We start from the raw sequence: 24,744 nt of genomic DNA on the forward strand, positions 1-24,744 counted from the left end.
GGGAACCCCCGCGGCGGCGGTCAGGCCGACTCGACCCGCTTCTTCAGCCCCGCCAGCGCCCGGTCGATGATGACCTTCTCCGCCTTGCGCTTGATCATGCCGAGCATGGGGATCTTGACGTCCACGGTCAGCAGGTACGTGACCTCCGTGCCGCCCGCGCCGGACGGCTTGAGGATGTACGAGCCGTCCAGGGAACGCAGCATCTGGGACTTCACCAGCGTCCAGGACACCTCGTTCTCGCCGGTCCAGGTGTATCCGAGGACCTGGTCGTCCTTGATCGCGCCCGCGTCCATGACGAGGCGGACCTGCTCGGCGCGGCCCTGGGCGTCGGTCTTGAGGACCTCGGCCTCCTTCACCTCGCCGGTCCAGTCCGGGTAGCGGGCGAAATCGGAGATGACCGCCATGACGTCGGCCGGGGCCGCCTCGATGGTGATGCTCGAGCTGGTGTGTTCCGCCATCGCCGTGGCTCCTCCAGATGCGGGCCGGTGTGAGGTCGTGCGCACGTGCGTGCAGCGTGAAGGCTACCGCGCACGGGACCCACGGATCTCACCCGACCTGGGGCGTCCTCACCACTCCAGTGCCCAGGGCGTCCCGCTGCCCGCGAAGTGCCCCACGTTCACGCACTCGGTCGCCCCGATCCGCATCCTGTTCACCAGCGGCTGGTGGACGTGCCCGAAGAGGGAGTAGCGGGGCCGGGTGCGGCGGATGGCGTCCAGCAGGGCCCGGCTGCCGCGTTCGAAGCGGCGGGCGACGGTGTCGTAGACCAGCTCGGGGACCTCGGGCGGGATGTGGGTGCAGAGCACGTCGACCTCGCCCACGGCCTCGATCTTCGCCGCGTACTCCTCGTCGCTGATCTCGTACGGCGTCCGCATCGGTGTGCGCAGGCCGCCGCCGACGAAGCCGAAGACCCGGCCGCCGATCTCGACGCGCTCACCGTCGAGGACGGTCGTGCCGGGACCCGCGTACTCCCGCCACAGGGGCGGCATGTCGACGTTGCCGTAGGTGGCGTACGTAGGAGTGGGGAAGGCGGCGAACAGCTCGGCGTACTGCTTGCGCACCGCCTTCTCGATCACCGTGGCGCGGTCCCCGGGGAGACCGGCCCACAGCCCGGCCCCGAACACCCGGGCCTCCTCGAAGCGGCGGGCGGTGCGCAGCGCGACGATGCGGTCGGCGTTCTCGACGCCGAACAGGTCGGGGAAGATGCCGCGCGAGTGGTCGGCGTAGTCGAGGAAGAGGACGAGGTCGCCCAGGCAGATCAGGGCGTCGGCGCCCTCGCCCGCGCGGGCCAGGTCGCGGGCGTTGCCGTGCACGTCGCTCACCACGTGGACGCGGGTCCGGTGGTTCTCGGCTGGTGTGGGTGCCATGACGATCAAGCGTAGGTCGCGCGCCGCGGTTGTGAACAGTGGCGGTCCTACCTGCGGTTACTGGCCAGTCAGTTAGCAGGTGGACTACTGTGCGCAAAGGAATACCCAACTGTGTGACGCAGCGAACATCTCGACGGGACCCCCTGTCGTAGAAGCCATACCGACGGGTAACGTCCGGCCAGTCCAGTCGTGCTCTGCATTTCAACAAGTGAATGCGCGAGCACTTCCCCGAGCCTTGGACCGCACCGTCGCAGCACACACCGTCGTGGCGCCGGCGCCCTATGAGGAGCAGCAGTCTTGCGCGAGTTCAGCCTTCCGGCTTTGTACGAGGTCCCTGCGGACGGAAATCTGACCGACATCGTCCGCAGAAACGCCGCGCAGCACCCGGACGTCGCCGTCATCGCCCGCAAGGTCGGCGGCAGCTGGCAGGACGTCACGGCCACCACGTTCCTGGCCGAGGTGCACACGGCGGCGAAGGGGCTGATCGCCGCCGGGGTGCAGCCGGGCGACCGGGTGGGTCTGATGTCCCGCACCCGTTACGAGTGGACGCTGCTGGACTTCGCGATCTGGAGCGCGGGCGCGGTGACCGTGCCGGTGTACGAGACCAGTTCGGCGGAGCAGGTGCAGTGGATCCTCGGCGACTCGGGCGCGACCGCCTGTGTCGTGGAGTCGGACGCCCATGCTGCCGCGATCGAGTCGGTGCGCGACTCGCTGCCGGCGCTCAAGCACGTGTGGCAGATCGACGGCGGCGGCATCGACGAGCTGGGCCGGCTCGGCCAGGACGTCACCGACGAGACGGTCGAGGAGCGCGGCTCGTTCGCCAAGGCCGACGACCCGGCGACCATCGTCTACACCTCCGGCACCACCGGCCGTCCCAAGGGCTGTGTGCTCACCCACCGCAGCTTCTTCGCCGAGTGCGGCAACATCGTCGAGCGGCTGCGTCCGCTGTTCCGCACGGGCGAGTGCTCGGTGCTGCTCTTCCTGCCGCTCGCGCACGTCTTCGGCCGGCTGGTGCAGATCGCGCCCATGATGGCGCCGATCAAGCTGGGCACGGTCCCGGACATCAAGGACCTCACCGACGAGCTGGCCGCGTTCCGTCCGACGCTGATCCTCGGGGTGCCGCGCGTCTTCGAGAAGGTCTACAACTCGGCGCGCGCCAAGGCCCAGGCCGACGGCAAGGGCAAGATCTTCGACAAGGCCGCCGACACCGCGATCGCCTACAGCAAGGCGCTGGACACCCCCTCGGGCCCGTCGCTCGGCCTGAAGATCAAGTACAAGACGTTCGACAAGCTCGTCTACAGCAAACTCCGCGCGGTCCTCGGCGGCCGGGGCGAGTACGCCATCTCCGGCGGCGCCCCGCTCGGCGAGCGTCTCGGCCACTTCTTCCGCGGCATCGGCTTCACGGTGCTGGAGGGCTACGGCCTGACGGAGTCCTGTGCGGCCACCGCGTTCAACCCCTGGGACCGGCAGAAGATCGGCACGGTCGGCCAGCCGCTGCCCGGCTCGGTGGTACGCATCGCCGACGACGGCGAGGTGCTGCTGCACGGCGAGCACCTGTTCAAGGAGTACTGGAACAACCCCGGCGCGACCGCCGAGGCGCTGGCCGACGGCTGGTTCCACACCGGTGACATCGGCACCCTCGACGAGGACGGCTACCTCAGGATCACCGGCCGCAAGAAGGAGATCATCGTCACAGCGGGCGGCAAGAACGTCGCCCCGGCCGTGATCGAGGACCGCATCCGGGCGCACGCCCTGGTCGCGGAGTGCATGGTGGTGGGCGACGGGCGGCCGTTCGTGGGCGCGCTGATCACCATCGACGAGGAGTTCCTGGGCCGTTGGTGCTCCGACCACGGCAAGCCGGCGGGTGCCACCGCGGCGTCGCTGAGCGAGGACCCGGACCTGCTGGCCGCGATCCAGGCGGCGATCGACGACGGCAACGCCGCGGTGTCGAAGGCGGAATCGGTGCGGAAGTTCCGCATTCTGAACTCCCAGTTCACGGAGGAGTCGGGCCACCTGACGCCGTCGCTGAAGCTGAAGCGCAACGTGGTGGCGAAGGACTACGCACACGAGATCGAGGCGATCTACGCGAAGTGACCTCCCGGTCCCCCTATGGCGCGGTGTCCTCGGCGAGGACCCGCGCCATCGTGCGTTCGGCGAGCGCGGTGATGGTCACGAACGGGTTGACCCCGAGCGACCCGGGCACGAGCGAGCCGTCGGTGACGTAGAGCCGGGGATATCCCCTGACCCGCCCGTAGTCGTCGGTCGCCCTGCCCAGCACGCAGCCGCCGAGCGGGTGGTAGGTGAAGTCGTCGGCGAAGACCTTGCTCTTCGAGCCGAACAGGTCGTACCGGTAGATCGTCGCGTTGGCCGCGTTGATGCGGTCGAAGAGCTTCTTGGCCATGGCGACGGAGACCGCGCTGTGGGCGGCCGTCCAGCCGAGCCGCAGCCGGTCCGAACCGGCGTCGTAGGAGAAGGACGCCCGCTCCGGGTTCCTGGTGATCGCCAGGTAGAGGCTCACCCAGTGCTCCAGGCCCGTCGGCAGCGGGGCGATCTCGGCGAACACCGGGTTCTCGGTGTTCGCCCAGTCGTCGATGCCCATGACCGGCATGGTCGACTGGTTCGCCCCGACGGTGTCCCACAGGTGGTTGGCCCGGCCCAGCATCACGTTGCCGTTGGTGCCCCAGCCGGCGCCGACACTGGCGTCGAGGGCGGGCAGCGTGCCCGTCTCCCGGGCGCGCAGCAGCAGTTCGGTGGTGCCGAGGCTGCCGCCGCCGAGGAAGAGGTACCTGCAGCCGTACTCCCTGGTCTCGACGGCCTTGCCGGTCTCGTCGATGCGGTCGGCGGTCAGGACCCAGGTCCCGTCCGGCGCGCGGCTGATGGCGCGCACCTTCTCCAGCGTGTGGAGGGTGACGTTGCCGGTGCCGAGCGCGGCGGCGAGGTAGGTCTTGTCGAGGCTGCGCTTGCCGTGGTTGTTGCCGTAGACGACCTCGCCGCCGAGGGCCGACTTCGGGGCGGTGCCGGCCGCCTCGCGCTCCATGTGGCCGAAGTCGTAGACGCTCGGCACGAAGGTGGTCCGCAGGCCGGTCTTCTCGGCGTGTTTGCGGGAGACGCGGGCGAAGCGGTACCACTCCGTCGACTCGAACCAGGCCGGGTCGACGGTGTTCACACCGAGGGCGGCGCGGGCGCGCGGGAAGTACGTGCCGTACATCTCGTCGGCGTCGACGGTGGGGAACTGCTCGGCGAAGTACGGCCGGGGCGGGGTGACCGCCATGCTCCCGTTGACCAGGGAGCCGCCGCCGACGCCCCGGCCGACGTACACGGACATCTGGTCGAAGTGCACGCGGTCCAGGACACCCGGGTAGCTGCCGATGTCCCGGTTGACGACGTCCAGCCAGAGGAAGCTGCCGAGGGGGGCTTCGGTGCGGGTGCGGAACCACATGGAGCGGTGGTCGGGGGCGCTGGTGGTGCAGAAGACCTTGCCGTCGGGGCCCGTGGTGTTCCAGAGGCGGCCCATCTCCAGGACGATCGTGCGGATGCCGGCCTGGGCGAGGCGGAGGGCGGCGACTGCTCCGCCGTAGCCGGAGCCGACGACGATCGCCGGGGCGGTGTCGACGGTGTCGGGCTGGGCGGCTCGGGCGCTTTGGAGGCCGATGCGGGTGAAGCCGAGGGTGGCTGCGGTCTGGAGGGCCGCCATGCCCAGGATCTGACGTCTTGTCAGCTGACGCTGCATCAGTTTTACTGTCATGCGCGCAGCATCGGCGGAATTTGCGGTTCCGCCTAGTGGGGTGCGTCTAGATCCTTGACGGCGGGTGCAGGTGGTCCGTGGTTGTTCGCGCCGTTCCCCGCGCCCCCAAGAAGGCAAACTGCACTACAGCAAGTCCTTGAGGTACTCCGCCAGCAGGTCCCAGCGCCACTTCTCCTCGACCCACTGCCTGCCCCGCTCGCCCATCCTGCGGCGCAGCTCGGCGTCGCCGAGGAGGACGGAGATGCGGTCGGCGGCCTCCTCGGGGGAGCCGCCCCTCACCACCCAGCCCGTCTCGCCGTCGAGGACCGCGTCCGGGGCGCCGCCCGAGTCACCGGCGACGACCGGGAGGCCCGTCGCCGAGGCCTCCAGGTAGACGATGCCGAGGCCCTCGACGTCGAGACCGCCGCGGCGGGTGCGGCACGGCATCGCGAAGACGTCGCCGGCGCCGTAGTGGGCGGGCAGCTCCGACCAGGGCACGGCACCGGTGAAGCACACGGAGGAGGAGACCCCCGTCTCGCGCGCGAGCCGCCGCAGATCGTTCTCGTACGGGCCGCCGCCGACGATCAGCAGGACGGTGTCCGGCTCGGCCGCGAGGATGCGGGGCATGGCCCGGATCAGGGTGTCCTGGCCCTTGCGCCGCACCAGCCGGGAGACGCACACCACCACCGGGCGGTCCGTCAGGCCCAGCCGGGCCCGGACCTCGTCGCCGCCCGAGCCGGGGTGGAAGGTCTTCTCGTCGACCCCGGGCGGCAGCTGCGCCATCCGGGCGGCCGCCTCGGGGGTCAGCGCGGAGGCGATGCGCGAGCGGGTGTACTCGCCGAGGTAGGTGATCGTGTCCGTGGCGTCGCCGATCCGGCGCAGCAGCTGCCGGGCGGCCGGCAGCTGCGCCCAGCCGGCCTCGTGGCCGTGCGTGGTGGCGACCAGCCGCTCGGCGCCCGCGGCGCGCAGCGCCGGGGCCATCAGGCCGAGCGGGGCCGCCGCCCCGAACCACACCGAGGCGCACCCGTGCTCCCGCAGCAGGCCGACGGCCCGCCGGGTGGCGCCGGGCGTCGGCAGCAACATGGTCGTACGGTCCCGTACGACGGTGAAGGGCTGCTCGGCGTCGAAGGCGCGGGTCGCCTCGACGCCCTCCCGGGTCCGCTTCCAGGTCGAGGCGTAGACGACCAGCCGCTGCGGGTCCAGCCGCAGCGCCATGTTGTGCAGAAACGCCTGGATGCCCCCGGGCCTGGGCGGAAAGTCGTTCGTCACGATCAGGGTCTTGCGCACGCCGCCGACCCTACCGAACCGCCCTCACCGCCCTGTGCGCGAGCGCATATGGCACGCTCACAGCCTGCGGGACCATCATGGCCCCATCAACATCGCATGCGAACGGGCAGGGATCACGTGGAGACGACGGGCACGAGGCGGTCCCTGGCATGGCTGCCGGTGGTCTGGGGTCTCACGAGGCTGGTGCTGCTGCTGTTCGTGCTGAAGGTGTTCGTCTTCCCGGGGCCGGATGTCACGAGCGACGTCCACGTGATCTACCAGGGCTGGTACCACGTCCTGAGCACCGGCACCTTCCCGCTGGCCGACGTCACCTGGCAGTACCCGCCCGCCGCCGCGCTGGCGATCCTCTCCCCCGGCCTGCTGCCCTTCCTGGACTACGCGACGGCCTTCTTCGTGCTGGTCTGCGTCACCGACCTGGCCGTGCTGGCCCTCATGGCGTACGCGGGACGCCGCCCGGGCCGTTCGCTGCGCGGCGCCTGGGTGTGGGTGGTCGGCGTACCGCTGCTCGGGCCGACGGTGTACGCCCGTTACGACGTGATGGTCACGGCGGTGGCCATGGCCGCGCTGCTCGCGGGCGCCCGGCATCCGAGGGCCATGGGTGCCCTGGCCGCGTTCGGCGCGCTGCTGAAGGTCTGGCCGGCGATGCTGCTCCTGGCCGCCCGCAGCCGCAGCGCCTGGGTGTCGGTCCTGCTGACCGGCATCGCGGTGACCGGCGCGTTCGCCCTGACCATGCCCGGCGCGTTCGCCTTCCTGACGTTCCAGCGCGACCGGGGCACCGAGGTCGAGTCACTGGGCGCGCTGGTCTTCCATGTCGCCCGGCACTTCGGCTGGAAGGGCGCGGTGCTGCTGAACTACGGCTCGATCGAGTTCCTCGGACCGTATGTGAGCGAGGTGAGCACCGGAGCGCTGTTCCTGACGGGAGCGGCCTTCGGCTGGCTGGTGCTGTGGCGGCTGCTGGCACGGCGCTTCGAGGAGCACACGCTCGCCGACGCGGCCTTCGTGGCGGTGCTGATGTTCACCACCACCAGCCGGGTGATCAGCCCCCAGTACATGGTGTGGCTGGTGGGGCTCGCCGCGGTGTGCCTGTACTTCCCGGGCAGCCGGATGCGGCTGCCGGTGGCCCTGGTGCTGGTCGCGTGCTTCGTGACGGTGCTGGAGTTCCCGTTCTACTTCGCCGACGTCGTGGCCAGCAACGGCCTCGGGATCACCTTGCTGTTCCTGCGCAACGGTCTGCTGGTGGCAGCCGCGCTGATCGCGGCCCGGGCCCTGTGGCGGCAGACCGTACCGACCGTCACCCCGCCGGCCCCCGTACCGCCTCAGCCGACCCGGACAGACGAGACCCCCGTCTCCCCCTGAACCGGGACCCGCCGGAACAGCAGCCCGTCAGCCGGTCGAGAGCTCCGGCTCAGCCCAGTTGGTCCCGCAGATATGCCCGCCAGTCCTCCGTGAAGGCGTCCGGCGTGGTCCCGAGGACCTTGCGCAGCGCGTCCTGCACCGCCCCGGCCCGCTGCCGGTGCTCTCCGACGGCCCGGTAGAACTCGCCGAGCCGGGACTCGCCCCAGCGGTCGGCGATCAGCCGGCACGCCGTCCAGCCGCTCTCGTAGGAGCGGGCCAGGCGGCTCGCGTCGCCGGTGAAGCCGAAGTCCTCGTCGTCGGGGAGCGCGGTGGGCAGCCGGTCCTCGCGGACGGCCCGGGACAGTTCCGGCGCGGCCTCGACGGGAGTGCGGCCGGCGGCGCGGTAGCCGACCCAGTCGGCGTACCCCTCGGACAGCCACAGCGGCGTGGCGGCCGTGGTGCGGGCGCGGGTGGCGACATGGGTGGTCTCGTGGGTGATGACGACCTGCTCGCCGAGACCGCCGAGGAGCGCGAACGCGTCCGGGTTGACGATGATCCGGTCCGCCGGTGCCCGGGCCGGTGCCCCCGTCTCGCCGGTGGTGACCGCCGCGATCCCGCGGTAGGAGGAGACGGGCGAGCCGAGCAGCCCCGCCATCCCCTCCACCGACTTCGGCACGAGTACGACGACCCGCCGGCTCCAGTCCGTGCCCCACGCGTCCGACACGGACGGTACGGCGCGGTCGGCCAGGTCCGCGAAGTCCCGCAGCGCCTGCCCGGACTGCCCGGCGCCCAGCACGAGAGCGTGCCGTCCCCGGACCAGTTGCACCACCCCCTGGTCCCACAGCTGCTGTGTGGCCCTCCTCGCCGGCCGGTCGGTTTCGACGGACCACCGCCCGTCCGCGTCGCGGCCCAGCCGGAGGGTGCGCCCCGCGGTCACCGGCGCCCGGTCGTACCCGGCGACGCGGTAGCGCAGTTCGGCGTCGGCGATGGCCGTGTCCCCGGTGCGGCGCACCGAGGTCACCCGGTACGACCACGCGGCCACGGGCACCGCACGCAGCTCGGCGAAGTCCGTCCCCCCGCCCGTGCGTTCATAGGCCCGCTCGTCGCGGTCCAGGACGGCGGCGGCCCGCCGGTCCAGGAGGCGCTGGACGTCGGCCGTGGCGCTGTCGGCTGCTGACCGCCCGCCGCACCCGGTCAGGAAGGCGAGCAGCACGACGAGCGCCATCAGCGCACGCCCCGACCTTCGACCAGCCACGTCCCCGATCGTACGGGCGGCGGGCCGCTCCGGTCAGACCCTGGTGACCGAGGAGACGGGCATCATCCCGACCGGGTCGTAGCGCACGGGCGCGCCGGGGTAGGGCGCGTGGATGACCTGGCCGTCGCCCATGTACATCCCGACATGGCTGGCGTCGCCCCGGTAGAGGACCAGGTCTCCCGGGCGCGCCTCGGACAGCGGGACCTGCCGGCCGGCGTACCGCTGGCCCTGCGAGGTGCGCGGCAGGGAGACCCCGGCCTGCGCGTACGACCACTGCATCAGGCCCGAACAGTCGAAGCCCGAGGGCCCGTTGGCGCCCCAGATGTAGGGCTTGCCGAGCGCGCTGCGGGCGGCGGCGACGGCGGCGGACCCGCGTCCCGAGGCGGCACTGGCGCCGCCGGGGCCGGGCATGCCCGGGCGGCCGGAGCGGGAGGCGCGGCCGTAGGCGTCGCGCTCGGCGTCCGGCAGGGAGTTGAGCAGTCGCCGGGCCGTGGCGAGTTTCCGCTCCACGGTCTTCTTGTGGGCGGCGACGGCCGTGCGGCTCTTCTCCAGTTCGCGGAGCTTGCCGGCGGCCTCCTCGCGCTCCTGGGCGAGTTCACGCAGGGCGTCCTGGAGCTTCTTCAGCTCACCGGCCTGACGGGCGGTGAGGCGGTCGAGCCGGGACGCGTGGTCCAGGTAGTCGTCCGGGTCGTCGGAGAGCAGCAGGGCCAGGGACGGGTCGATGCCGCCCGAGCGGTACTGGGCGCCGGCGAGCGAACCGAGGGATTCGCGCAGGTTGTTGACGCGCTGCTGCTGCCGGGCGACGCGGTCCCGGGCGGTGCCGGCCTGCTCGCGCAGTGCGTCGGCACGTTCGTCGGCCTCGTTGTACGCCTCGGTCGCCTTCTCGGCCTGCTCGTAGAGCCGGTCCACCGAGGCCCGGGTGTCGTCGTGCGGTGCGGCGCCGGCGGGTACCGCGCTCAGGGCGGCGGCCGCGACGGACAGGATGCTGACGGCGGCACCGGCGCCCCGGTCGAACCCGGACGGTGCAAGGCGGCGATGGGACCCCACGGGAAGCCGCTCTCCTTCCGCTGGCGGACTTGGAACGCGGCAGACAGTAGCCCCGTGGCAGGGGACCGCCAACGACCATCCGTGGGTATGAAGTGGGCATGAAGCACTGCGCCCCGCCGCTGACGCAGGTCAATGGCGGGGCGTGGGCTCACTCGGGTCGGTCGTGATTCGCCCGAACGGCGGACAGGGTGTCCTGATCTTGAAGGCGCCGAGGGGCTCCCCCGCCGGCCTCGGGACGAACTCGCGAGCTTCGAGGGCCGGGGTCAGACCCGGACGCCGAACATGAACGGGCCGCCGATGGTGCTCATCGACTCGTAGCGGACGACCGTGCCGGTGCGCGGGGCGTGGATGATCTGCCCGTTGCCGGCGTAGAGGCCGACGTGGTGCAGGTCGTTGAAGAAGAACACCAGGTCGCCGACCTTGAGCTGGCTGGTCGAGTAGATCTTGGTGCCGATCTGCGCCTGGGCCTCGGAGGTGCGCGGGATCTGGATGCCGGCGGATGCGTAGGCCCGGGAGGTGAGGCCGGAGCAGTCGAAGGAGCTCATGCCGGTGGCGCCGTAGACGTAGGGCTTGCCGAGCTGGCTCTGGGCGAAGGCGAACGCGGCGGCGGCGCGGCCCGAGCCGGGCGGGACGTCGACGTCGAGGGCGTCGCGCTCGCTGGCCCGGCTGGCACGGCTCTGCTCGGCGGCGAGTGCGGCCTTCTCGGCGGCGGTGAGGCTGTTGAGCAGCTTCTGCGCGGAGGCGAGCTTGCCCTGGACTTCCTTCTTCTTGTTGCCGAGTTCGGTCCGGGTGGAGGCGAGGTCCTTGAGCTTCTCGGAGGCCTCGGCGCGCTCCTGGGCGAGTTCGCGCTGCTTCTCCTGGACCTTCTTCAGCGCCTCGACCTGCTGGCTGCTCAACTGGTCGAGCGTGGAGGCCTTGTCGAGGTAGTCCTCGGGGTCGGCGGAGAGGAACAGCTGAACGGAGGGGTCGATGGAGCCGGTGCGGTACTGCGAGGCGGCGGCGAGACCCAGACTGTCGCGGAGCTCGTTCAGCTCCTCCTGGCCGCGGGCCACGTTGTCCTGGATGGTGGAGATCTCCTTCTGGAGCTTCTCCTGCTTCTCCTTGGCCCCGTTGTACTTCTCGGTGGCCTGCTCGGCCTCCTCGTAGAGCTTGTCGACCTTGGCCTTGACCTCGTCCTTGCTCGGCTTCTCACTGGGGGCCGCGTTGGCGGCCTGTGCGCTGAAGGCGACGGCAGCGGCGGCGGCTGTGGTCAGCACGGTCACACGTGCGCGGCTCGGCTGCTTCGGACGACGGTGGGACGCCACGGGTGAAAAGCTCCTTCTGGCCCCTCCGCCGTCTCTCCCGATGAGTGATCACCCGAGCGGAGGTTCGGCCCGACCCTAGTGACCTTCCTGTGATCAGTTCAAATCCTCAGATGAAAAATTGCGTCACGGTAGGCCATCTTTTCCCCTGGACTCACAGGCGGTGAGACCCATTTGACTCACCGTGGCTCATCGCCGTCACCAATTCGGGCATCACGCCCGGACGTCACACAGCGGGCGTACGCCCCCTAGGCGCGCGAAAGGCGCTTGAGCAGCATGGCCGAGGCCACCGGGCGGGCACCGGCCCGGGCCACGCCGTCGGCGACCTCGCGGTCGGTGGACGCCACGATGACCGGACGCCCCGGCGGTTCGGCGCGCACCAGCTGGCGGATCAGCTCGTCGGCGGTGACGCCCGGCTTCGAGAACAGCACGCGTACGCCGCGCGGCGGGGCCAGCAGCACCGGAGCTGCGAGCTCGGCGCCGTCGAAGACGCAGGTCACCTCGGCGCCGCTCTGCGCGGCCAGTTGGGAGAGCTGCCCGAGCAGCCTCAGGCGCTGCTTCTCCAGCGGCATCTGCGGATAGCCGGTCTTGGTGACGTTGTAGCCGTCGACGACCAGATGGGCCTGCGGCAGCGCCAGCAGCTGGTCGAGGACCTGCGGGTCGTTCTCGGACAGGGCGCGGGCGGCGATGTCCTTCGGGCTCATCCGGCCCGGCTCGACGGCGTCCACGGTCTCGGCGGGCCGCACCGACACCGGCGGCAGGGCCAGTTCACGGCGGAGCCCCTGAGTGGCGTCCAGGAGGGTGTCCAGCAGCAGCCGGACCCGCATGTCCTCGACGCTGCGACCCTCGCGGGCGGCCCGGCGCGCGGCCTCCAGGGCGGCCTCGGTCTCGCTCAGCCGGGACTTGACCCGCCGGGTCTCGCTCTCGGCGGCGGACACCTGGGCGTGCCCCTCGGCACGCGCGGCGTCGATCTCGCCGTGCGCCTTGCGCAGGGCGGCCTCGCCGCGCTTGACGTCGCTGAGGGCGGCGCGCAGCTTGCGGTGCAGCGCCTCGGTTTCCCTCTTGGCCGATTCCAGCTCCGTGCGCAGCCGCTCGGTCTCGGCCCGGGTGTGGTCACGGGCCCGGTCGAGCTCGGCGCGCAGCCGCTCCAGTTCGGCCCGGCTCTCCTCGTCGGCGCGCTCGGCGTCGGCCCGCAGGGCCTCCTCGCCGGCGGCGGCCACCAGCTTCACCCAGCCGGGTGGCCGCAGTACGTAGGCCGCGGCCGCCACGTCGAGCGGGTCCGCGGCCGGGGGCGGGGAGCCTGAGTCGAGGGCGCCGGTCAGTTCCGGCTGGGCTTCTCTGAGCTTCTCCCCGATGCGCTGCCGGAACAGCGGGTCCGTCTCCAGCGCGGCCGCCATCGCGTTGCCGGCGAACTTCGCCCGGCGGTTCGGCGCGAACCGGGCGTACTGCCTGAGCTGCGCGGGCAGCTCACCGACCGTCAGTGAGCCGAAGCCGTCGGAGACGATCTGCACCACTCTGCGGCGCACGCCGTCGGGCAGCGGACGGTCGAGCACCTCGGCGGCGCCGTCGCCCGGCCCCCCGCCTGTGGTCTCCACCATCCGTCACACCCCAATGCTGTGCGGGGCCCTCCCCCGTTCTCGAGTTCGCTCGAGCGGGGGGACCCCCGTCGTCAGGAGCCGGAGCCCGGCCTGTCCACGAGTTCCACCTGGTCCACCGCGTTACACCAGCGGCAGCGCACCGACTCGATGGTCTCACTGAGGACCTCGCGCTCCTCGACCTTCGGCTCTCCGGCCAGGTCGAGGTGGACGTACTCGACGACCTTCGACGAGCGGGTCACGTCGAACCTCGTGAGGTTGCCGCAGAGGGTGCAGCGCCACCGCGTCTCGGCGGTCGGCAGGGGAACCGTCATCGTGACCTGTTCTCTTTCCTTCTAGTGTCCGTGACGCGACCGGCATCCCCGGTGCGTATGGCTCGTAACCCTACGGCCTGGCAGGTCCTCGCCGCCCGCGCGTCCACGGCGGCGAGGCGGTCTGTGCGGTTGCGTCCGGTTACGTCATGCTCTGTGTTCATGATCAGCAAGTGGAGCGCGTGGATCATCCGGGCCGGCCGATCGGTCCGGGGGTCCTCGGCGCCGGTCACGTACGCACTGATCGCCCTGTGCTGCACGGTCTTCCTGGCCGGGCCCGCCTCAGGACTCAATCCCGCCTACGGCACCGGCGACGAGGTGCTCGCCGTGCAGCGGGCCTACTTCCGGCGCTGGGGGGTGATCCCCGCAGAACTGTTCGAAGGGTCCGCGGGGTCGGCCCTCACCCCCCTGACGGCGCTCTTCGTCCACGGCAGCTGGGTCCACCTGCTCGGCAACATGCTCTTCCTCTACGTCTTCGGGGCGATGACCGAGGAGTGGATGGGCCGGGTGCAGTTCATCCTGTTCTACGTCGGCTGCGGCTACCTGGCCCTGCTGGGCTACGCCGTCGCCAACGCGGACTCCGAGCAGTCCCTGGTCGGCGCCTCGGGGGCGATCTCGGCGGTCCTCGGTGCATTCCTGTACCTGTTCCCCCGGGCCCGGGTGACCAGTCTCCTGCCGTTCCTGTTCTTCCTGCCGGTGCGCTTCCCGGCCTGGGTCGTGCTGCCGTTCTGGGCGGCGCTGCAGTGGCTGGCGGCGGGGCGGGCCCCGGACGGGCCGGGGGTGGCCTACCTCGCCCACCTGATCGGATTCGGTCTGGGCTTCGGCTACGCGTCGGTCCGCTACGGCCGTCCCACCGGCCCCACTAGAGTGAAGGCCGCCCCTGCTCCGGCCCCCGAGGGAGAGAACCAGCCGTGATCACCGCGATCGTCCTCATCAAGACCAGCGTGGACCGGATCCCCGAGATCGCCGAGTCGATCGCGGCGCTGGACAGCGTCAGCGAGGTCTTCTCCGTCACCGGCACCTACGACCTGATCGCGATGGTCCGGGTCAGGGAGCACGAGGACCTGGCGGAGGTCATCCCGGGCCGGATCAGCAAGATCCCCGGGGTGGAGGGAACCGACACGCACGTGGCCTTCCGCACGTACTCCCAGCACGACCTGGAGGCGGCGTTCTCGATCGGGCTCGACAACTAGTCCGCCCCCCGTCGGTCCCTCGGGCGACCCGCTCAGGCGGAGGTGTCCGGCACGCAGCGGCCGTCCTGCGTGCGGTAGCTCCACTTGGCGCCGTCCGTCACGAGCTCCCTGACCGCCCGCACGAACCGCTCCACGTGCTCGTCCGGCGTGCCGGCGCCGAAGCTGACCCTGATGGCGTTGAGCGACTTCTCCCCGGGCGCGGCCTCGGGCGACCCGCACTCGCCCTGCGCCTGCGGGTCACTGCCGAGCAGCGTGCGCAGCAGCGGGTGGGCGCAGAACAGCCCGTCCCGTACGCCGATGCCGTACTCGGCGGACAGGGCGGCGGCGAAGTGGGAGCTGTTCCAGCCCTCGACGACGAAGGAGAGCACGCCCACGCGCGGCGCGTCGTCCCCGAAGAGGGACAGGAACCGCACCTGGGGGACGTCGGCGAGACCGTCGCGCACCGTGCGGACCAGGTGCTGCTCCCGGGCGACGAGGGTGTCGAAGCCCGCCTCGCCCAGTGCCCTGCAGGCCGAGGCGAGGGCGTAGGCGCCGATGACGTTGGGCGAGCCGGCCTCGTGGCGGGCGGCGCTGTCGTGCCACTCCACGTCCACTCCCCCGTCCTCGCGCCGGCTGACGTTGCGGCTGGCGCCGCCGCCCGCGAGGTACGGCCGGGCCGCGCGCAGCCAGTCGGCCCGGCCGGCCAGGACGCCCGAGCCGAAGGGCGCGTACAGCTTGTGCCCGGAGAGGGCGACCCAGTCGACGTCGAGGTCCGCGACGGACACGGGGTGGTGGGGGGCCAGCTGGGCGGCGTCCAGCACGATCCGCGCACCGTGGGCGTGCGCGGCGGCCGCGAGCTCCCGCACGGGCCACAGCTCGCCGGTGACGTTGGAGGCGCCGGTGACGCAGACGAGGGCCGGGCCGTGGGGGTCCCGGTCGGCGAGGGCGCGCTCCAGGGTCTCGACGGCCTGCCGGGGGGTGCGCGGGGCGTCGAGGTAGGTGACCCGGGTGTCCTGCCAGGGCAGCAGGGAGGCGTGGTGCTCGGTCTCGAAGACGAAGACCTGGCAGTCGGCGGGGAGGGCGGCGGCGAGGAGGTTGAGGGAGTCGGTGGTGGACCGGGTGAACACGACCTGGTCGTCCTCGCGGCAGTCGAGGAACTCCGCGACGGTCCGGCGGGCGTTCTCGAACAGGTCGGTGGAGAGCTGGGACAGGTACCCGGCACCGCGGTGCACGCTGCCGTAGTACGGCGCGTAGGCGGCGACGTCGTCCCAGACCCGCTGGAGCGCCGGGGCGCTGGCGGCGTAGTCGAGCGCGGCGTAGGTGACTTCACCACCGGTCACGAGCGGAACGGTGACGTCTCGCCCCAGAACGGGCAGCGGGGCACAAACAGACTGGGCGGCGGCAAGGGTGGAGACAGACATGACGGAACTCCCGTGAAGGCAGGTGGAATCCGCCCGCGAGCGCGTCCGGCTCAAGCGGGGGTGAAGGAAAGGGGATGCGGAGGCGGGGCTCTGCGGCCCTATCGCATTCGCTGGTTCACGGAAGACTCCTCGTCACGCGCTTGCCACAGACCTCGCTGCCTGCGGCCCGGTCTTCACCCGGGGCACCCCGCCACGGACGGAGGGTTGCCGGACAGTCGGCCGGGGCCTCATGACTGTCACTCATGACCTGTTCAGGAACGTACGCGAAAAGATCGGCGCCCCGCAACCCGAGTCCGGATCGCGGGACGCCGGTCCCTTCGCCTACGGGGTCCGCTACGCGTTGCTCGCGGCCACCCAGCGCTCCAGCGTGCGCTTCGCCGCCCCGGAGTCGATCGACTCGGCCGCCTTGGCCATCCCGGCGGCGATCTGCTCGGCCAGGGGCGCGGTGGTGGGCTCCAGGGCCACCAGCGCCGCCGCCGAGTTCAGCAGGACCGCCTCGCGGACCGGGCCCGTCTCGCCGTCCAGCAGCCGCCGGGCGACCTCGGCGTTGTAGGAGGCGTCCGCGCCGCGCAGCGCCTCCACGGGGACCAGTGAGAGGCCCACGTCACGCGGGTCGAAGGCCTCCTCGGTGACCGTGCCGTTCCGGACGGTCCACACCCGGGAGGTGGCCGTGGTGGTCAGCTCGTCGAGGCCGTCGTCGCCCCGGAAGACCAGGGAGGAGTTACCGCGCTCGGCGAAGACGCCCGCGACGATCGGCGCCATACGGGGGTCCGCCACGCCGACGGCCTGGGCGCGGACCCGGGCCGGGTTGGTGAGCGGGCCGAGGGCGTTGAACACCGTGCGGATGCCCAACTGGCCGCGGGCGGCGCCCGCGTGGCGCAGCGCCGGGTGGAACTTCACCGCGAAGCAGAAGGTGATCCCGGCCTCCTCGGCGACCTCCGTCACCCGGTGCAGCGGCAGCTCCAGATTGACGCCGAGCTTCTCCAGCACGTCGGAGGCCCCGGACGCCGAGGACGCGGCGCGGTTGCCGTGCTTGACGACCTTCGCGCCGGTGCCGGCGACGACGATGGAGGACATCGTGGAGATGTTGACCGTCTTGGCGCCGTCACCGCCGGTGCCGACGATGTCGACCGTCGCCCCGGGCACCTCGATCACGTTGGCGTGCTCGTACATCGTGCGGACGAGGCCGTTGATCTCCTCGACGGTCTCGCCCTTGGCGCGCAGAGCCACGACGAACCCGGCGATCTGCGCCTCGGTCGCCTCGCCGCGCATGATCCGGTCCATCGCCCAGGCGGTGTCGTCCGCGCTCAGGTGCCTGCCGTCCAGCAGGCCGTTCAGCAGCAGGGGCCAGGAGCGGCCCGCCGCGGTGTCGCCTCCAGCGGGGGTCACAGCGCTCATAAGCCGCTCCAGGGTCAGGCGTCCCGCTCTACGGGACGAGAGTCTCAACGGGGTCCACCCTATCCAGCCCGGGGCACCGCGAAGGGCCCCGTCCGAGCGTCGGACGGGGCCCTTGTGTGGCGTGGCGAAGCAGTGATCAGTGGTGGCCGTGGCCGCTCGTGATCTCCCGGTACTCCTCGGCGGTGGGCTTGGGAATCTGGGAACCCTCGCCGAAGTAGGCGTCGCTGAGCTTGGCGCGCAGCTTCTCGGAACCCTTCACCTTGCGCTCGACACCGTTCTCGTCGACCGTCGGGCCGATCTCGGCCGGCTGGTACTGCTCGTGCGCCGTGAGCGTGTACATCTGCTCCTGGCTGAGCGGCTCGTGCACCTCGATGAACTCACCGTGCGGCAGGCGCTTGATGATGCCCGACTCGCGGCCGTGCAGCACCTTCTCCTTGTCCCGGCGCTGCAGGCCGAGGCAGATGCGCTTGGTGACGACGAAGGCGATGACCGGGCCGAGGAAGAACCCGACGCGGACGAACCAGGTCACCGAGTTGATCGACAGGTGGAAGTGCGTGGCGACGATGTCGTTGCCACCACCGATCAGCATGATGATGTAGCCGGTGACCCACGCGACACCCACACCGGTGCGCGTCGGGGCGTTGCGCGGCCGGTCCAGGATGTGGTGCTCGCGCTTGTCCCCGGTGACCCACGACTCGATGAACGGGTAGAGGGCGATGATCCCGAGGAAGACACCGAACAGCACCAGCGGGATGAACACGCCCAGCACGAGCGTGTGACCCCAGAGGTTGATCTCCCAGCCGGGCATCGCGCGGATCAGACCCTCGGCGAAGCCCATGTACCAGTCGGGCTGGGCACCGGTCGACACCTGGTCGGGCCGGTAGGGGCCCAGGACCCAGATCGGGTTGATCGTCGCGATGCCGGCGAGGGCCGCGACGGCGCCGAAGACCAGGAAGAAGAAGCCTCCGGCCTTGGCCATGTAGACCGGCAGCAGCGGCATGCCGACGACGTTCTTGTTGGTCCGGCCGGGACCCGCGAACTGGGTGTGCTTGTGGTAGAAGACCAGGATCAGGTGGCCGACCACGAGCCCGAGCATGATGCCCGGCAGCAGCAGGATGTGGATCGAGTAGAACCGGGCGACGAAGTCGGTGCCCGGGAACTCCCCGCCGAACAGGAACATCGAGATGTACGTGCCCACGATCGGCACGGACAGGATCGCGCCCTGCGTGAAGCGGACACCGGTGCCGGAGAGCAGGTCGTCCGGGAGCGAGTAGCCGGTGAAGCCGGTGAACATGCCCAGGACGAACAGCAGGAAGCCGAACATCCAGTTGATCTCACGCGGCTTGCGGAACGCGCCGGTGAAGAAGACGCGCATCATGTGCACGAACATGCCGGCGAGGAAGATGATCGCCGCCCAGTGGTGGATCTGCCGGATGAGCAGACCGCCGCGGACGTCGAAGCTGATGTCCAGCGTGGAGGCGAACGCCTCCGACATCAGCTGCCCCTGGAGCGGGACGTAACTGCCGTGGTACTCCACCTCGTTCATCGACGGGTGGAAGAACAGCGTCAGGTACACACCCGTGAGGATGATGATGATGAAGCTGTAGAGGCAGATCTCACCGAGCATGAAGGACCAGTGGTCCGGGAAGATCTTGCGCATGTTGGCCTTGGCCAGGGAGTAGATCCCGAGGCGGCCGTCGGCCCAGTCGGCGACCCGCTCGCCCGCGGGCGCCTTGCGGCGTGTCTGTGCAGTGCTCATCCGCGCTCCCAGAAAGCAGGGCCGACGGGCTCGTCGAAGTCGCCGAGCGCCTCAAGATAGCCCTCGTCGTTCACGCCGATGCGGAGCTGCGGCAGGGCGTGACCGGCGGGACCGAAGATCACTCGGGCACCGTCGGAGAGGTCGAAGGTGGACTGGTGGCACGGGCAGAGCACGTGGTGCGTCTGCTGCTCGTACAGGGAGATCGGGCAACCGACGTGGGTGCAGATCTTCGAGTACGCGACGATGCCCTGGTGCGACCACTCGAGCTCGCGCTTGTCCTTGATGTCCTCCGGCTGGATCCGGATGATCATCAGGGCGGCCTTGGCGATCTCGTTCTGGAAGTCGTGGTCGTGCTCCTCCAGGCCCTCGGGCTTGGCGAAGGTCAGCGACCCGACCGCGACGTCGGACGGGCGCAGCGGCTCGTTGGTGTTCATGTTGACGAGCAGCTTGCCCTTGGACCACAGCGTGTGGCGGAGCTTGGTGCCGGGCAGCGGACCGAGGTCGCGCAGCAGCACGACGCCGGAGAGCGGCACCAGCGTGAGCGCGCCGAGCATCGTGTTGCGGATCAGCTTGCGACGGCCGAGCGCGGACTCCTTGGCGCCCTGATTGAAGTCGGCGAAGACCTTCTCGCGGACCTCGGGCGACGCCTCGATCGCGTGCCGCTCGTCGGCGACCTCCACGTCGGACATCAGGGTGCGCGCCCAGTGGACGGCGCCGGCGCCGATGCAGAACAACGCGATACCGAGCGACAGGCCCAGCGCGAAGTTCAGCGCGCTGATGTGCCCCAGCGGGAAGATGAAGACCGCCTTGTCGACCGGGATCGCCACGAAGGAGGCGATGAAGGCGACGGTGGCCAGCATCGACACCGTGAACAGCAGGGCGACCGAACGCTCGGACCGCTTGGCGGCCCGCTCGTCGATGTCCTGGATCCGGTGCTCGTGAGGCGGCAGGCCCGGGTCGGCGAACGGGTTCTTGTCGTCCGCGACGCTCACCGCGCCGTGCCCGTGCTCGTCATGGCCTGCGGACTGCGCGGCAGGCAGGTTCTCTTCTGGAATGTCTTGGCTACTCATGACTTCTTGGCCTTTGCGGTCCGGGCGGCGACCCACACGGCGACGGCGATCAGACCGCCGAGACCGAAGATCCAGCCGAACAGGCCCTCGCTGACCGGCCCGAGGCCACCCAGTTCGAGGCCGCCGGGGCTCTCGGTCTTTTCGCTGTTGACCGCGTCGAGGTACGCGATGATGTCCTTCTTGTTCTTCTCCGACAGCGTGGTGTCGGGGAAGGACGGCATGTTCTGCGGGCCGGTCTGCATGGCCTCGTAGATGTGCTTCGGGGAGACGCCCTCGAGGGTCGGCGCGTACTTGCCGTGCGTCAGCGCGCCGCCCTTGCCGGTGAAGTTGTGGCACTGCGCGCAGTTGGTGCGGAACAGCTCACCGCCCTTGGCGATGTCGGCCCCCTCGGGGCCGTACTGCTCCTCCGTCGGGACGGACGGACCGGCACCCAGCGAGGCGATGAACGCCGCGAGCTGGTCGATCTCGGCCTGCGAGTAGATGTTCTTCTTCGCCGGGACCTGGGGGCCCTGGGAGGTGGCGGCCGGCATCCGGCCGGTGCCCACCTGGAAGTCGACGGCCGCGGCGCCCACACCCACCAGGCTCGGCCCGTCGGAGGTGCCCTGACCGCCGGTGCCGTGGCAACTGGCGCAGCCGACCGAGTAGAGCTTCTTGCCCTCCTCGATGGTGAGGGACTGGGCGGTTTCGTCGGCCTGCGCCTTGTCCGCGGGTGCGAACACGGCGTACAGCCCCCCGGTGCATGCCAGCGCGAGGAGTAGGACGACGAGCGCCGCCAACGGGTGGCGTCGTCGTGCGGAGAGCTTTTTCACGGATTACCCCGGTGTCAGGATCTTCTGCGTCGATGCTTCTGGGATGCGCGCTTCGTCGAGCACGCGCGGATGCGGGCCCTGCTACTTGATCATGTAGATCGTGGCGAAGAGACCGATCCAGACGACATCGACGAAGTGCCAGTAGTAGGACACGACGATCGCGGCCGTCGCCTGCTCGTGGGTGAACCTACTGGCCGCGTAGGTCCGGCCCAGGACCAGCAGGAAGGCGATGAGACCGCCCGTCACGTGCAGGCCGTGGAAGCCGGTGGTCAGGTAGAACACCGAGCCGTACGGGTCGGAGGACAGGGACAGGCCCGCGTCCTTGACCAGCTCCGTGTACTCGAAGACCTGACCGCCGATGAAGATCGCACCCATCACGAACGTGACGATGAACCACATCCGGAGCTTCTTCACGTCACCGCGCTCGGCGGCGAAGACGCCGAGCTGGCAGGTGAGGGAGGAGAGCACCAGGATGGTGGTGTTCGTCGCCGAGAACGGGAAGTTGAGATGGGCAGCCATCTCCTTCCAGTGATCGGGACCCGTCACCGATCGCAGGGTGAAGTACATCGCGAAGAGGGCCGCGAAGAACATCAGCTCGGAACTCAGCCAGATGATGGTTCCGACGCTGGTGAGGTTCGGCCGGTTGACCGACGGGTGCGCGTGCCCGGTTTCTACTGTCGTTGCTGTCGCCACGACCGACATTATGTCGGTCGCTTATCCCGCCCTCACTCCGGGGGGTGCCGTTCGGAGTGTCTTCACCGGTCGTACCGGTGTTGACGTGGTGTTCAAGGGAGTAGCATCCGGCCCAACGGGCCTGTCCTTACGACGTTGACGTCACGGAGGAACAATGCAGCCGACCGCCACGGTGCTGGTCTACAGCGACGACTCCAACACCCGCGAGCAGGTGCGGCTCGCCACGGGACGGAGGCCGGCTCCGGACGTCCCCGTGGTGGAGTTCATCGAGTGCGCGACTCCCGCAGCGGTGCTCACGGAGCTGGACCGGGGTGGGATCGACGTCTGCGTGCTGGACGGTGAGGCCGTGCCGATGGGGGGCATGGGGGTCTGCCGGCAGATCAAGGACGAGGTGTTCGAGTGTCCGCCGGTGCTGCTGCTGATCGGTCGGCCCCAGGACGCGTGGCTGGCGACGTGGAGCCGGGCCGAGGCCGCGGTGACTTTGCCGGTGGAGCCGGTGGAGTTCGCCGCGGCTCTGGCTTCGCTGCTCCGGGACAAGGCGGCTTTGAACGCCTAGCGGGTCGGGTCGGCCGGTCGTGTGGCGGCTGCGGGCGCGTGGGGGCTGTTCGCGCAGTTCCCCGCGCCCCTGAAGGGCGATGCCCCTGAGGGAAATCAGACGCTCTGGGGCCTCAGCCGGGCCCTGTCCGCCTCCGTCGGGCCGTCCGGGGTGCCGCCGAGGAGGGCGCTGCCGGTGCGCCACTTCGCCCAGTCGAGGTTCCAGTCGCCGTAGCCGTTGCCGAACGGCGCCATCGTGTCGCCGCCGGAGTTGATGACCTTGACGATGTCGCCCTCGCGGACGGTGTCGTAGAACCAGGCGGCGTTGTCGGTGCTCATGCCGGTGCAGCCGTGGCTGACGTTGGCGAAGCCCTGGGAGCCGACGGACCAGGGGGCGGCGTGGACGTACTCGCCGCTGTTGGTGACGCGGACGGAGTGGTGGACGATCAGGTCGTAGAAGTCCGAGGAGCCGATACTGGCGCTGGTCATGCGGACGGTGCCCTCCTTGGCGAGGACGACCTTGACGCCGTTGCGGGTGTCGTAGCCGGGCTTGCCCGTGGTGACCGGTATCTGGCGGATGATCTCGTCGTTCTTGTAGACGGTCATCTGGTGGGCCGCGGCGTCCGTGACGGCTATGAGCTTGTCCGCGGTGGTGAAGGTCAGCGGCTTGGCCTTGCCGCCCCACATCCGGTCGCCGACCTTGATGCCCTGCAGGTTGCTGCGGACCTGGACGGTGGCCTGGGCGGGCCAGTAGTCCTTCGGGCGGTAGTGGAGCGTCTTGTCGTCCACCCAGTGCCAGGCGCCGTCCGTGGCGGGCGTGGAGGAGACCTTGAGCGCCCGCTCCACGACGGCCCGCTGGGCCCTGTCCTTGACGGGCTGGCTCAGCTCGGCGGTGACGGGCTGGCCGACGCCGTAGGTGCCCGTCTTGGGGCCGAAGGTGACGTCCAGGCGCTTCTTGGTGGTGGGCTTGCCGGTGTCGAAGGTGACGACCTTGCGGCCGGGCGCCCCGTCCTCGTCCTCGGTGCTCACGCGGACCGTGTAGCTGGCGTTTGCGGCGAGCGGGGAGGTGCTGTGCCAGCGGCTGCCGTCGGCGGCGAGTTCGCCCGCCACATAGCGTCCTGAGGCGTCGTGGGCGGTGACGTCCGTGATGCGCCCGTCGGAGTCCTCGACGACTTCCAGGGGCTTGTCCGGGTCGGCCTTCTTGCGATCCCCGTCGGGGGCGTTGAAGGAGATCTGGTCGGCCGCGTCGTAGGGGCGGGCGGCCAGCGGGTTGCCGTCGGAGCCGCAGGCCGTGACGCCCGCGCTGAGGGCTATCAACAGCAGCGTGCAGCCGGCGACGGTGCGGGGGCGGGAGATCACTGTGTGGCTCATGACCTCACGCTAGGAACCGGCGTCAACAGCGGCACGCCGAGTGAATCGTACGAGTGACATGTATTGCGGCAAAAGCAGGGGCCCGGACGCTCCTGTCGGAGTGTCCGGGCCCTGCGGCGCTCGGCGCGTGCTACTGGGTGCGGTTCTCACCGCGGTAGTACTCGAACACCCAGCCCCAGATGCCGATCAGGATGACCGGCAGCGAGAAGTACATCAGCCACCAGCCGATGGCGACCGACAGGAAGGCCAGGGCGCCACCGATGGCCAGGGAGAACGGCTGCCAGCTGTGCGGGCTGAAGAACCCGACCTCGCCGGCGTCGTCGGCGACGTCCGCCTCCTTGTTGTCCTGCGCACCCACGTCGACCCGCTTGGCCGTGAAGCCGAGGTAGAAGCCGATCATGATGCACAGGCCGAAGGTCAGGAAGAGGGCCGTGGTACCGGCCGGCTCCTTCGACCACACGCCATAGACGACCGCCATGACGAGGACGAAGAAGCTCAGCCACATGAACATCTTGCCCTGGATCTTCACTTGCCGGCCTCCTTGCCGCCAGCGAGGGCCTTGTCGTCGTGGCCCACGTTCTCGAGCTGGTCGAGAGCAGCGATCTCCGGGTGGTGCAGGTCGAACGCCGGGGATTCACTGCGGATCCGCGGCATGGTGATGAAGTTGTGCCGCGGCGGCGGGCAGGAGGTCGCCCACTCCAGGGAGCGGCCGTAGCCCCACGGGTCGTCGACGCCGACCGGCTTGCCGTACTTGGCCGTCTTCCACACGTTGTAGAAGAACGGCAGGATCGACATGCCGAGCAGGAACGAACTGATCGTCGAGATCGTGTTGAGCGCGGTGAAGCCGTCGGCCGCCAGGTAGTCGGCGTAACGACGCGGCATGCCCTCGGCGCCCAGCCAGTGCTGGACGAGGAACGTGCCGTGGAAGCCGATGAACAGCGTCCAGAAGGTGATCTTGCCGAGACGCTCGTCGAGCATCTTGCCGGTCCACTTCGGCCACCAGAAGTGGAAGCCGGAGAACATCGCGAACACCACGGTGCCGAAGACGACGTAGTGGAAGTGGGCCACCACGAAGTACGAGTCGGAGACGTGGAAGTCCATCGGCGGCGAGGCCAGGATGACACCGGTCAGACCACCGAAGGTGAAGGTGATCAGGAAGCCGGTCGCCCAGAGCATCGGTGTCTCGAAGGACAACGAGCCCTTCCACATCGTGCCGATCCAGTTGAAGAACTTCACGCCGGTGGGTACGGCGATGAGGAACGTCATGAAGGAGAAGAACGGCAGCAGCACACCGCCGG

23 protein-coding genes and 1 riboswitch are annotated in these 24,744 nt (G+C 70.2%); of the genes, 5 read left to right on the plus strand and 18 right to left on the minus strand.

Going from position 1 to position 24,744, the window contains the following annotated elements; genetic code table 11:
- Window positions 1-20: 20 nt before the first annotated feature.
- Complete coding sequence (locus ACFCXS_RS13485; protein ID WP_376643391.1) at window positions 21-458, minus strand: SRPBCC family protein; 438 nt, start codon at window positions 456-458, stop codon at window positions 21-23.
- Window positions 459-566: 108 nt separating this feature from the next.
- Window positions 567-1,364 carry a metallophosphoesterase gene (locus ACFCXS_RS13490; RefSeq protein ID WP_376643392.1) on the minus strand — a complete coding sequence of 266 codons (798 nt, stop codon included), beginning with the start codon at window positions 1,362-1,364 and terminating at the stop codon, window positions 567-569.
- Window positions 1,365-1,661: 297 nt separating this feature from the next.
- On the opposite strand from ACFCXS_RS13490, the gene ACFCXS_RS13495 reads away from it, so the two are divergent.
- Window positions 1,662-3,458: an AMP-dependent synthetase/ligase gene (locus ACFCXS_RS13495; protein ID WP_376643393.1), complete on the plus strand. Its 1,797-nt coding sequence runs from the start codon at window positions 1,662-1,664 to the stop codon at window positions 3,456-3,458.
- Window positions 3,459-3,471: 13 nt separating this feature from the next.
- Here the strand turns inward: ACFCXS_RS13495 and ACFCXS_RS13500 are convergent, their stop codons facing one another.
- Both ACFCXS_RS13500 and ACFCXS_RS13505 read right to left on the minus strand, forming a co-directional pair.
- Complete coding sequence (locus tag ACFCXS_RS13500) at window positions 3,472-5,058, minus strand: GMC oxidoreductase (RefSeq protein WP_376643414.1); 1,587 nt, start codon at window positions 5,056-5,058, stop codon at window positions 3,472-3,474.
- Between the two features lie 174 nt (window positions 5,059-5,232).
- Complete coding sequence (locus tag ACFCXS_RS13505; RefSeq protein ID WP_376643394.1) at window positions 5,233-6,375, minus strand: glycosyltransferase family 4 protein; 1,143 nt, start codon at window positions 6,373-6,375, stop codon at window positions 5,233-5,235.
- Window positions 6,376-6,492: 117 nt separating this feature from the next.
- Here ACFCXS_RS13505 and ACFCXS_RS13510 point away from each other — a divergent pair, with 117 nt between their 5' ends.
- Window positions 6,493-7,731, plus strand: coding sequence for a glycosyltransferase 87 family protein (locus tag ACFCXS_RS13510; protein ID WP_376643415.1), 1,239 nt, complete (start codon window positions 6,493-6,495; stop codon window positions 7,729-7,731).
- 49 nt (window positions 7,732-7,780) lie between these two features.
- On the opposite strand, the gene ACFCXS_RS13515 is transcribed toward ACFCXS_RS13510, so the two are convergent.
- The 5 genes from ACFCXS_RS13515 to ACFCXS_RS13535 all read right to left on the minus strand — a co-directional run bounded on the left by ACFCXS_RS13515 (window position 7,781) and on the right by ACFCXS_RS13535 (window position 13,222).
- Window positions 7,781-8,965 (minus strand): hypothetical protein, encoded by a 1,185-nt coding sequence (locus tag ACFCXS_RS13515; RefSeq protein ID WP_376643395.1) that lies wholly within the window; start codon window positions 8,963-8,965, stop codon window positions 7,781-7,783.
- A 33-nt stretch (window positions 8,966-8,998) separates the two neighbouring features.
- Window positions 8,999-10,012 (minus strand): NlpC/P60 family protein, encoded by a 1,014-nt coding sequence (locus tag ACFCXS_RS13520; protein ID WP_376643396.1) that lies wholly within the window; start codon window positions 10,010-10,012, stop codon window positions 8,999-9,001.
- Window positions 10,013-10,275: 263 nt separating this feature from the next.
- Window positions 10,276-11,316, minus strand: coding sequence for an NlpC/P60 family protein (locus ACFCXS_RS13525; protein WP_362242088.1), 1,041 nt, complete (start codon window positions 11,314-11,316; stop codon window positions 10,276-10,278).
- A gap of 245 nt (window positions 11,317-11,561) precedes the next feature.
- Window positions 11,562-12,911 (minus strand): NYN domain-containing protein, encoded by a 1,350-nt coding sequence (locus ACFCXS_RS13530; protein WP_376643397.1) that lies wholly within the window; start codon window positions 12,909-12,911, stop codon window positions 11,562-11,564.
- 71 nt (window positions 12,912-12,982) lie between these two features.
- On the minus strand, window positions 12,983-13,222 hold the full coding sequence (locus ACFCXS_RS13535; RefSeq protein WP_344457229.1) for a hypothetical protein: 240 nt from the start codon (window positions 13,220-13,222) through the stop codon (window positions 12,983-12,985).
- Between the two features lie 159 nt (window positions 13,223-13,381).
- On the opposite strand from ACFCXS_RS13535, the gene ACFCXS_RS13540 reads away from it, so the two are divergent.
- Together ACFCXS_RS13540 and ACFCXS_RS13545 are read left to right on the plus strand one after the other, a co-directional pair.
- Window positions 13,382-14,134 (plus strand): rhomboid family intramembrane serine protease, encoded by a 753-nt coding sequence (locus tag ACFCXS_RS13540; protein ID WP_376643398.1) that lies wholly within the window; start codon window positions 13,382-13,384, stop codon window positions 14,132-14,134.
- Complete coding sequence (locus ACFCXS_RS13545; protein ID WP_107458443.1) at window positions 14,131-14,412, plus strand: Lrp/AsnC family transcriptional regulator; 282 nt, start codon at window positions 14,131-14,133, stop codon at window positions 14,410-14,412. Before ACFCXS_RS13540 ends, ACFCXS_RS13545 begins: the two co-directional genes overlap by 4 nt.
- 32 nt (window positions 14,413-14,444) lie before the next feature.
- On the opposite strand, the gene ACFCXS_RS13550 is transcribed toward ACFCXS_RS13545, so the two are convergent.
- The 6 genes from ACFCXS_RS13550 to ACFCXS_RS13575 form a co-directional block, all read right to left on the minus strand.
- A complete protein-coding gene (locus ACFCXS_RS13550) occupies window positions 14,445-15,812 on the minus strand; it encodes an aminotransferase class V-fold PLP-dependent enzyme (protein WP_376643399.1) in 1,368 nt (455 codons plus the stop codon).
- A gap of 131 nt (window positions 15,813-15,943) precedes the next feature.
- A riboswitch (SAM riboswitch) is annotated at window positions 15,944-16,060 on the minus strand.
- An 85-nt stretch (window positions 16,061-16,145) separates the two neighbouring features.
- Window positions 16,146-17,210 (minus strand): anthranilate phosphoribosyltransferase, encoded by a 1,065-nt coding sequence (gene trpD / locus ACFCXS_RS13555; RefSeq protein ID WP_376643400.1) that lies wholly within the window; start codon window positions 17,208-17,210, stop codon window positions 16,146-16,148.
- A 136-nt stretch (window positions 17,211-17,346) separates the two neighbouring features.
- Window positions 17,347-18,969 (minus strand): cytochrome bc complex cytochrome b subunit, encoded by a 1,623-nt coding sequence (locus ACFCXS_RS13560; RefSeq protein WP_376643401.1) that lies wholly within the window; start codon window positions 18,967-18,969, stop codon window positions 17,347-17,349.
- On the minus strand, window positions 18,966-20,039 hold the full coding sequence (locus tag ACFCXS_RS13565; RefSeq protein ID WP_376643402.1) for a Rieske 2Fe-2S domain-containing protein: 1,074 nt from the start codon (window positions 20,037-20,039) through the stop codon (window positions 18,966-18,968). Before ACFCXS_RS13565 ends, ACFCXS_RS13560 begins: the two co-directional genes overlap by 4 nt.
- Complete coding sequence (locus ACFCXS_RS13570) at window positions 20,036-20,848, minus strand: c-type cytochrome (protein WP_234750423.1); 813 nt, start codon at window positions 20,846-20,848, stop codon at window positions 20,036-20,038. Before ACFCXS_RS13570 ends, ACFCXS_RS13565 begins: the two co-directional genes overlap by 4 nt.
- A gap of 81 nt (window positions 20,849-20,929) precedes the next feature.
- Window positions 20,930-21,550, minus strand: coding sequence for a heme-copper oxidase subunit III (locus tag ACFCXS_RS13575; protein WP_003989683.1), 621 nt, complete (start codon window positions 21,548-21,550; stop codon window positions 20,930-20,932).
- A 145-nt stretch (window positions 21,551-21,695) separates the two neighbouring features.
- On the opposite strand from ACFCXS_RS13575, the gene ACFCXS_RS13580 reads away from it, so the two are divergent.
- Complete coding sequence (locus tag ACFCXS_RS13580) at window positions 21,696-22,097, plus strand: hypothetical protein (protein WP_376643403.1); 402 nt, start codon at window positions 21,696-21,698, stop codon at window positions 22,095-22,097.
- Window positions 22,098-22,192: 95 nt separating this feature from the next.
- Here the strand turns inward: ACFCXS_RS13580 and ACFCXS_RS13585 are convergent, their stop codons facing one another.
- The 3 genes from ACFCXS_RS13585 to ACFCXS_RS13595 form a co-directional block, all read right to left on the minus strand.
- The gene (locus tag ACFCXS_RS13585) at window positions 22,193-23,446 is read right to left on the minus strand and encodes an Ig-like domain-containing protein (RefSeq protein ID WP_376643404.1); all 1,254 of its coding nucleotides are present in this window, start codon (window positions 23,444-23,446) and stop codon (window positions 22,193-22,195) included.
- A 130-nt stretch (window positions 23,447-23,576) separates the two neighbouring features.
- Window positions 23,577-23,975, minus strand: coding sequence for a cytochrome c oxidase subunit 4 (locus ACFCXS_RS13590; RefSeq protein ID WP_376643405.1), 399 nt, complete (start codon window positions 23,973-23,975; stop codon window positions 23,577-23,579).
- On the minus strand, window positions 23,972-24,744 hold a 773-nt coding region (locus ACFCXS_RS13595), incomplete at its 5' end, for a cbb3-type cytochrome c oxidase subunit I (RefSeq protein WP_362242060.1). The genes ACFCXS_RS13595 and ACFCXS_RS13590, both read right to left, overlap by 4 nt.

The sequence above is a fragment of the Streptomyces sp. NPDC056373 genome (genome assembly GCF_042262425.1).
Taxonomy (GTDB): Bacteria; Actinomycetota; Actinomycetes; order Streptomycetales; family Streptomycetaceae; genus Streptomyces.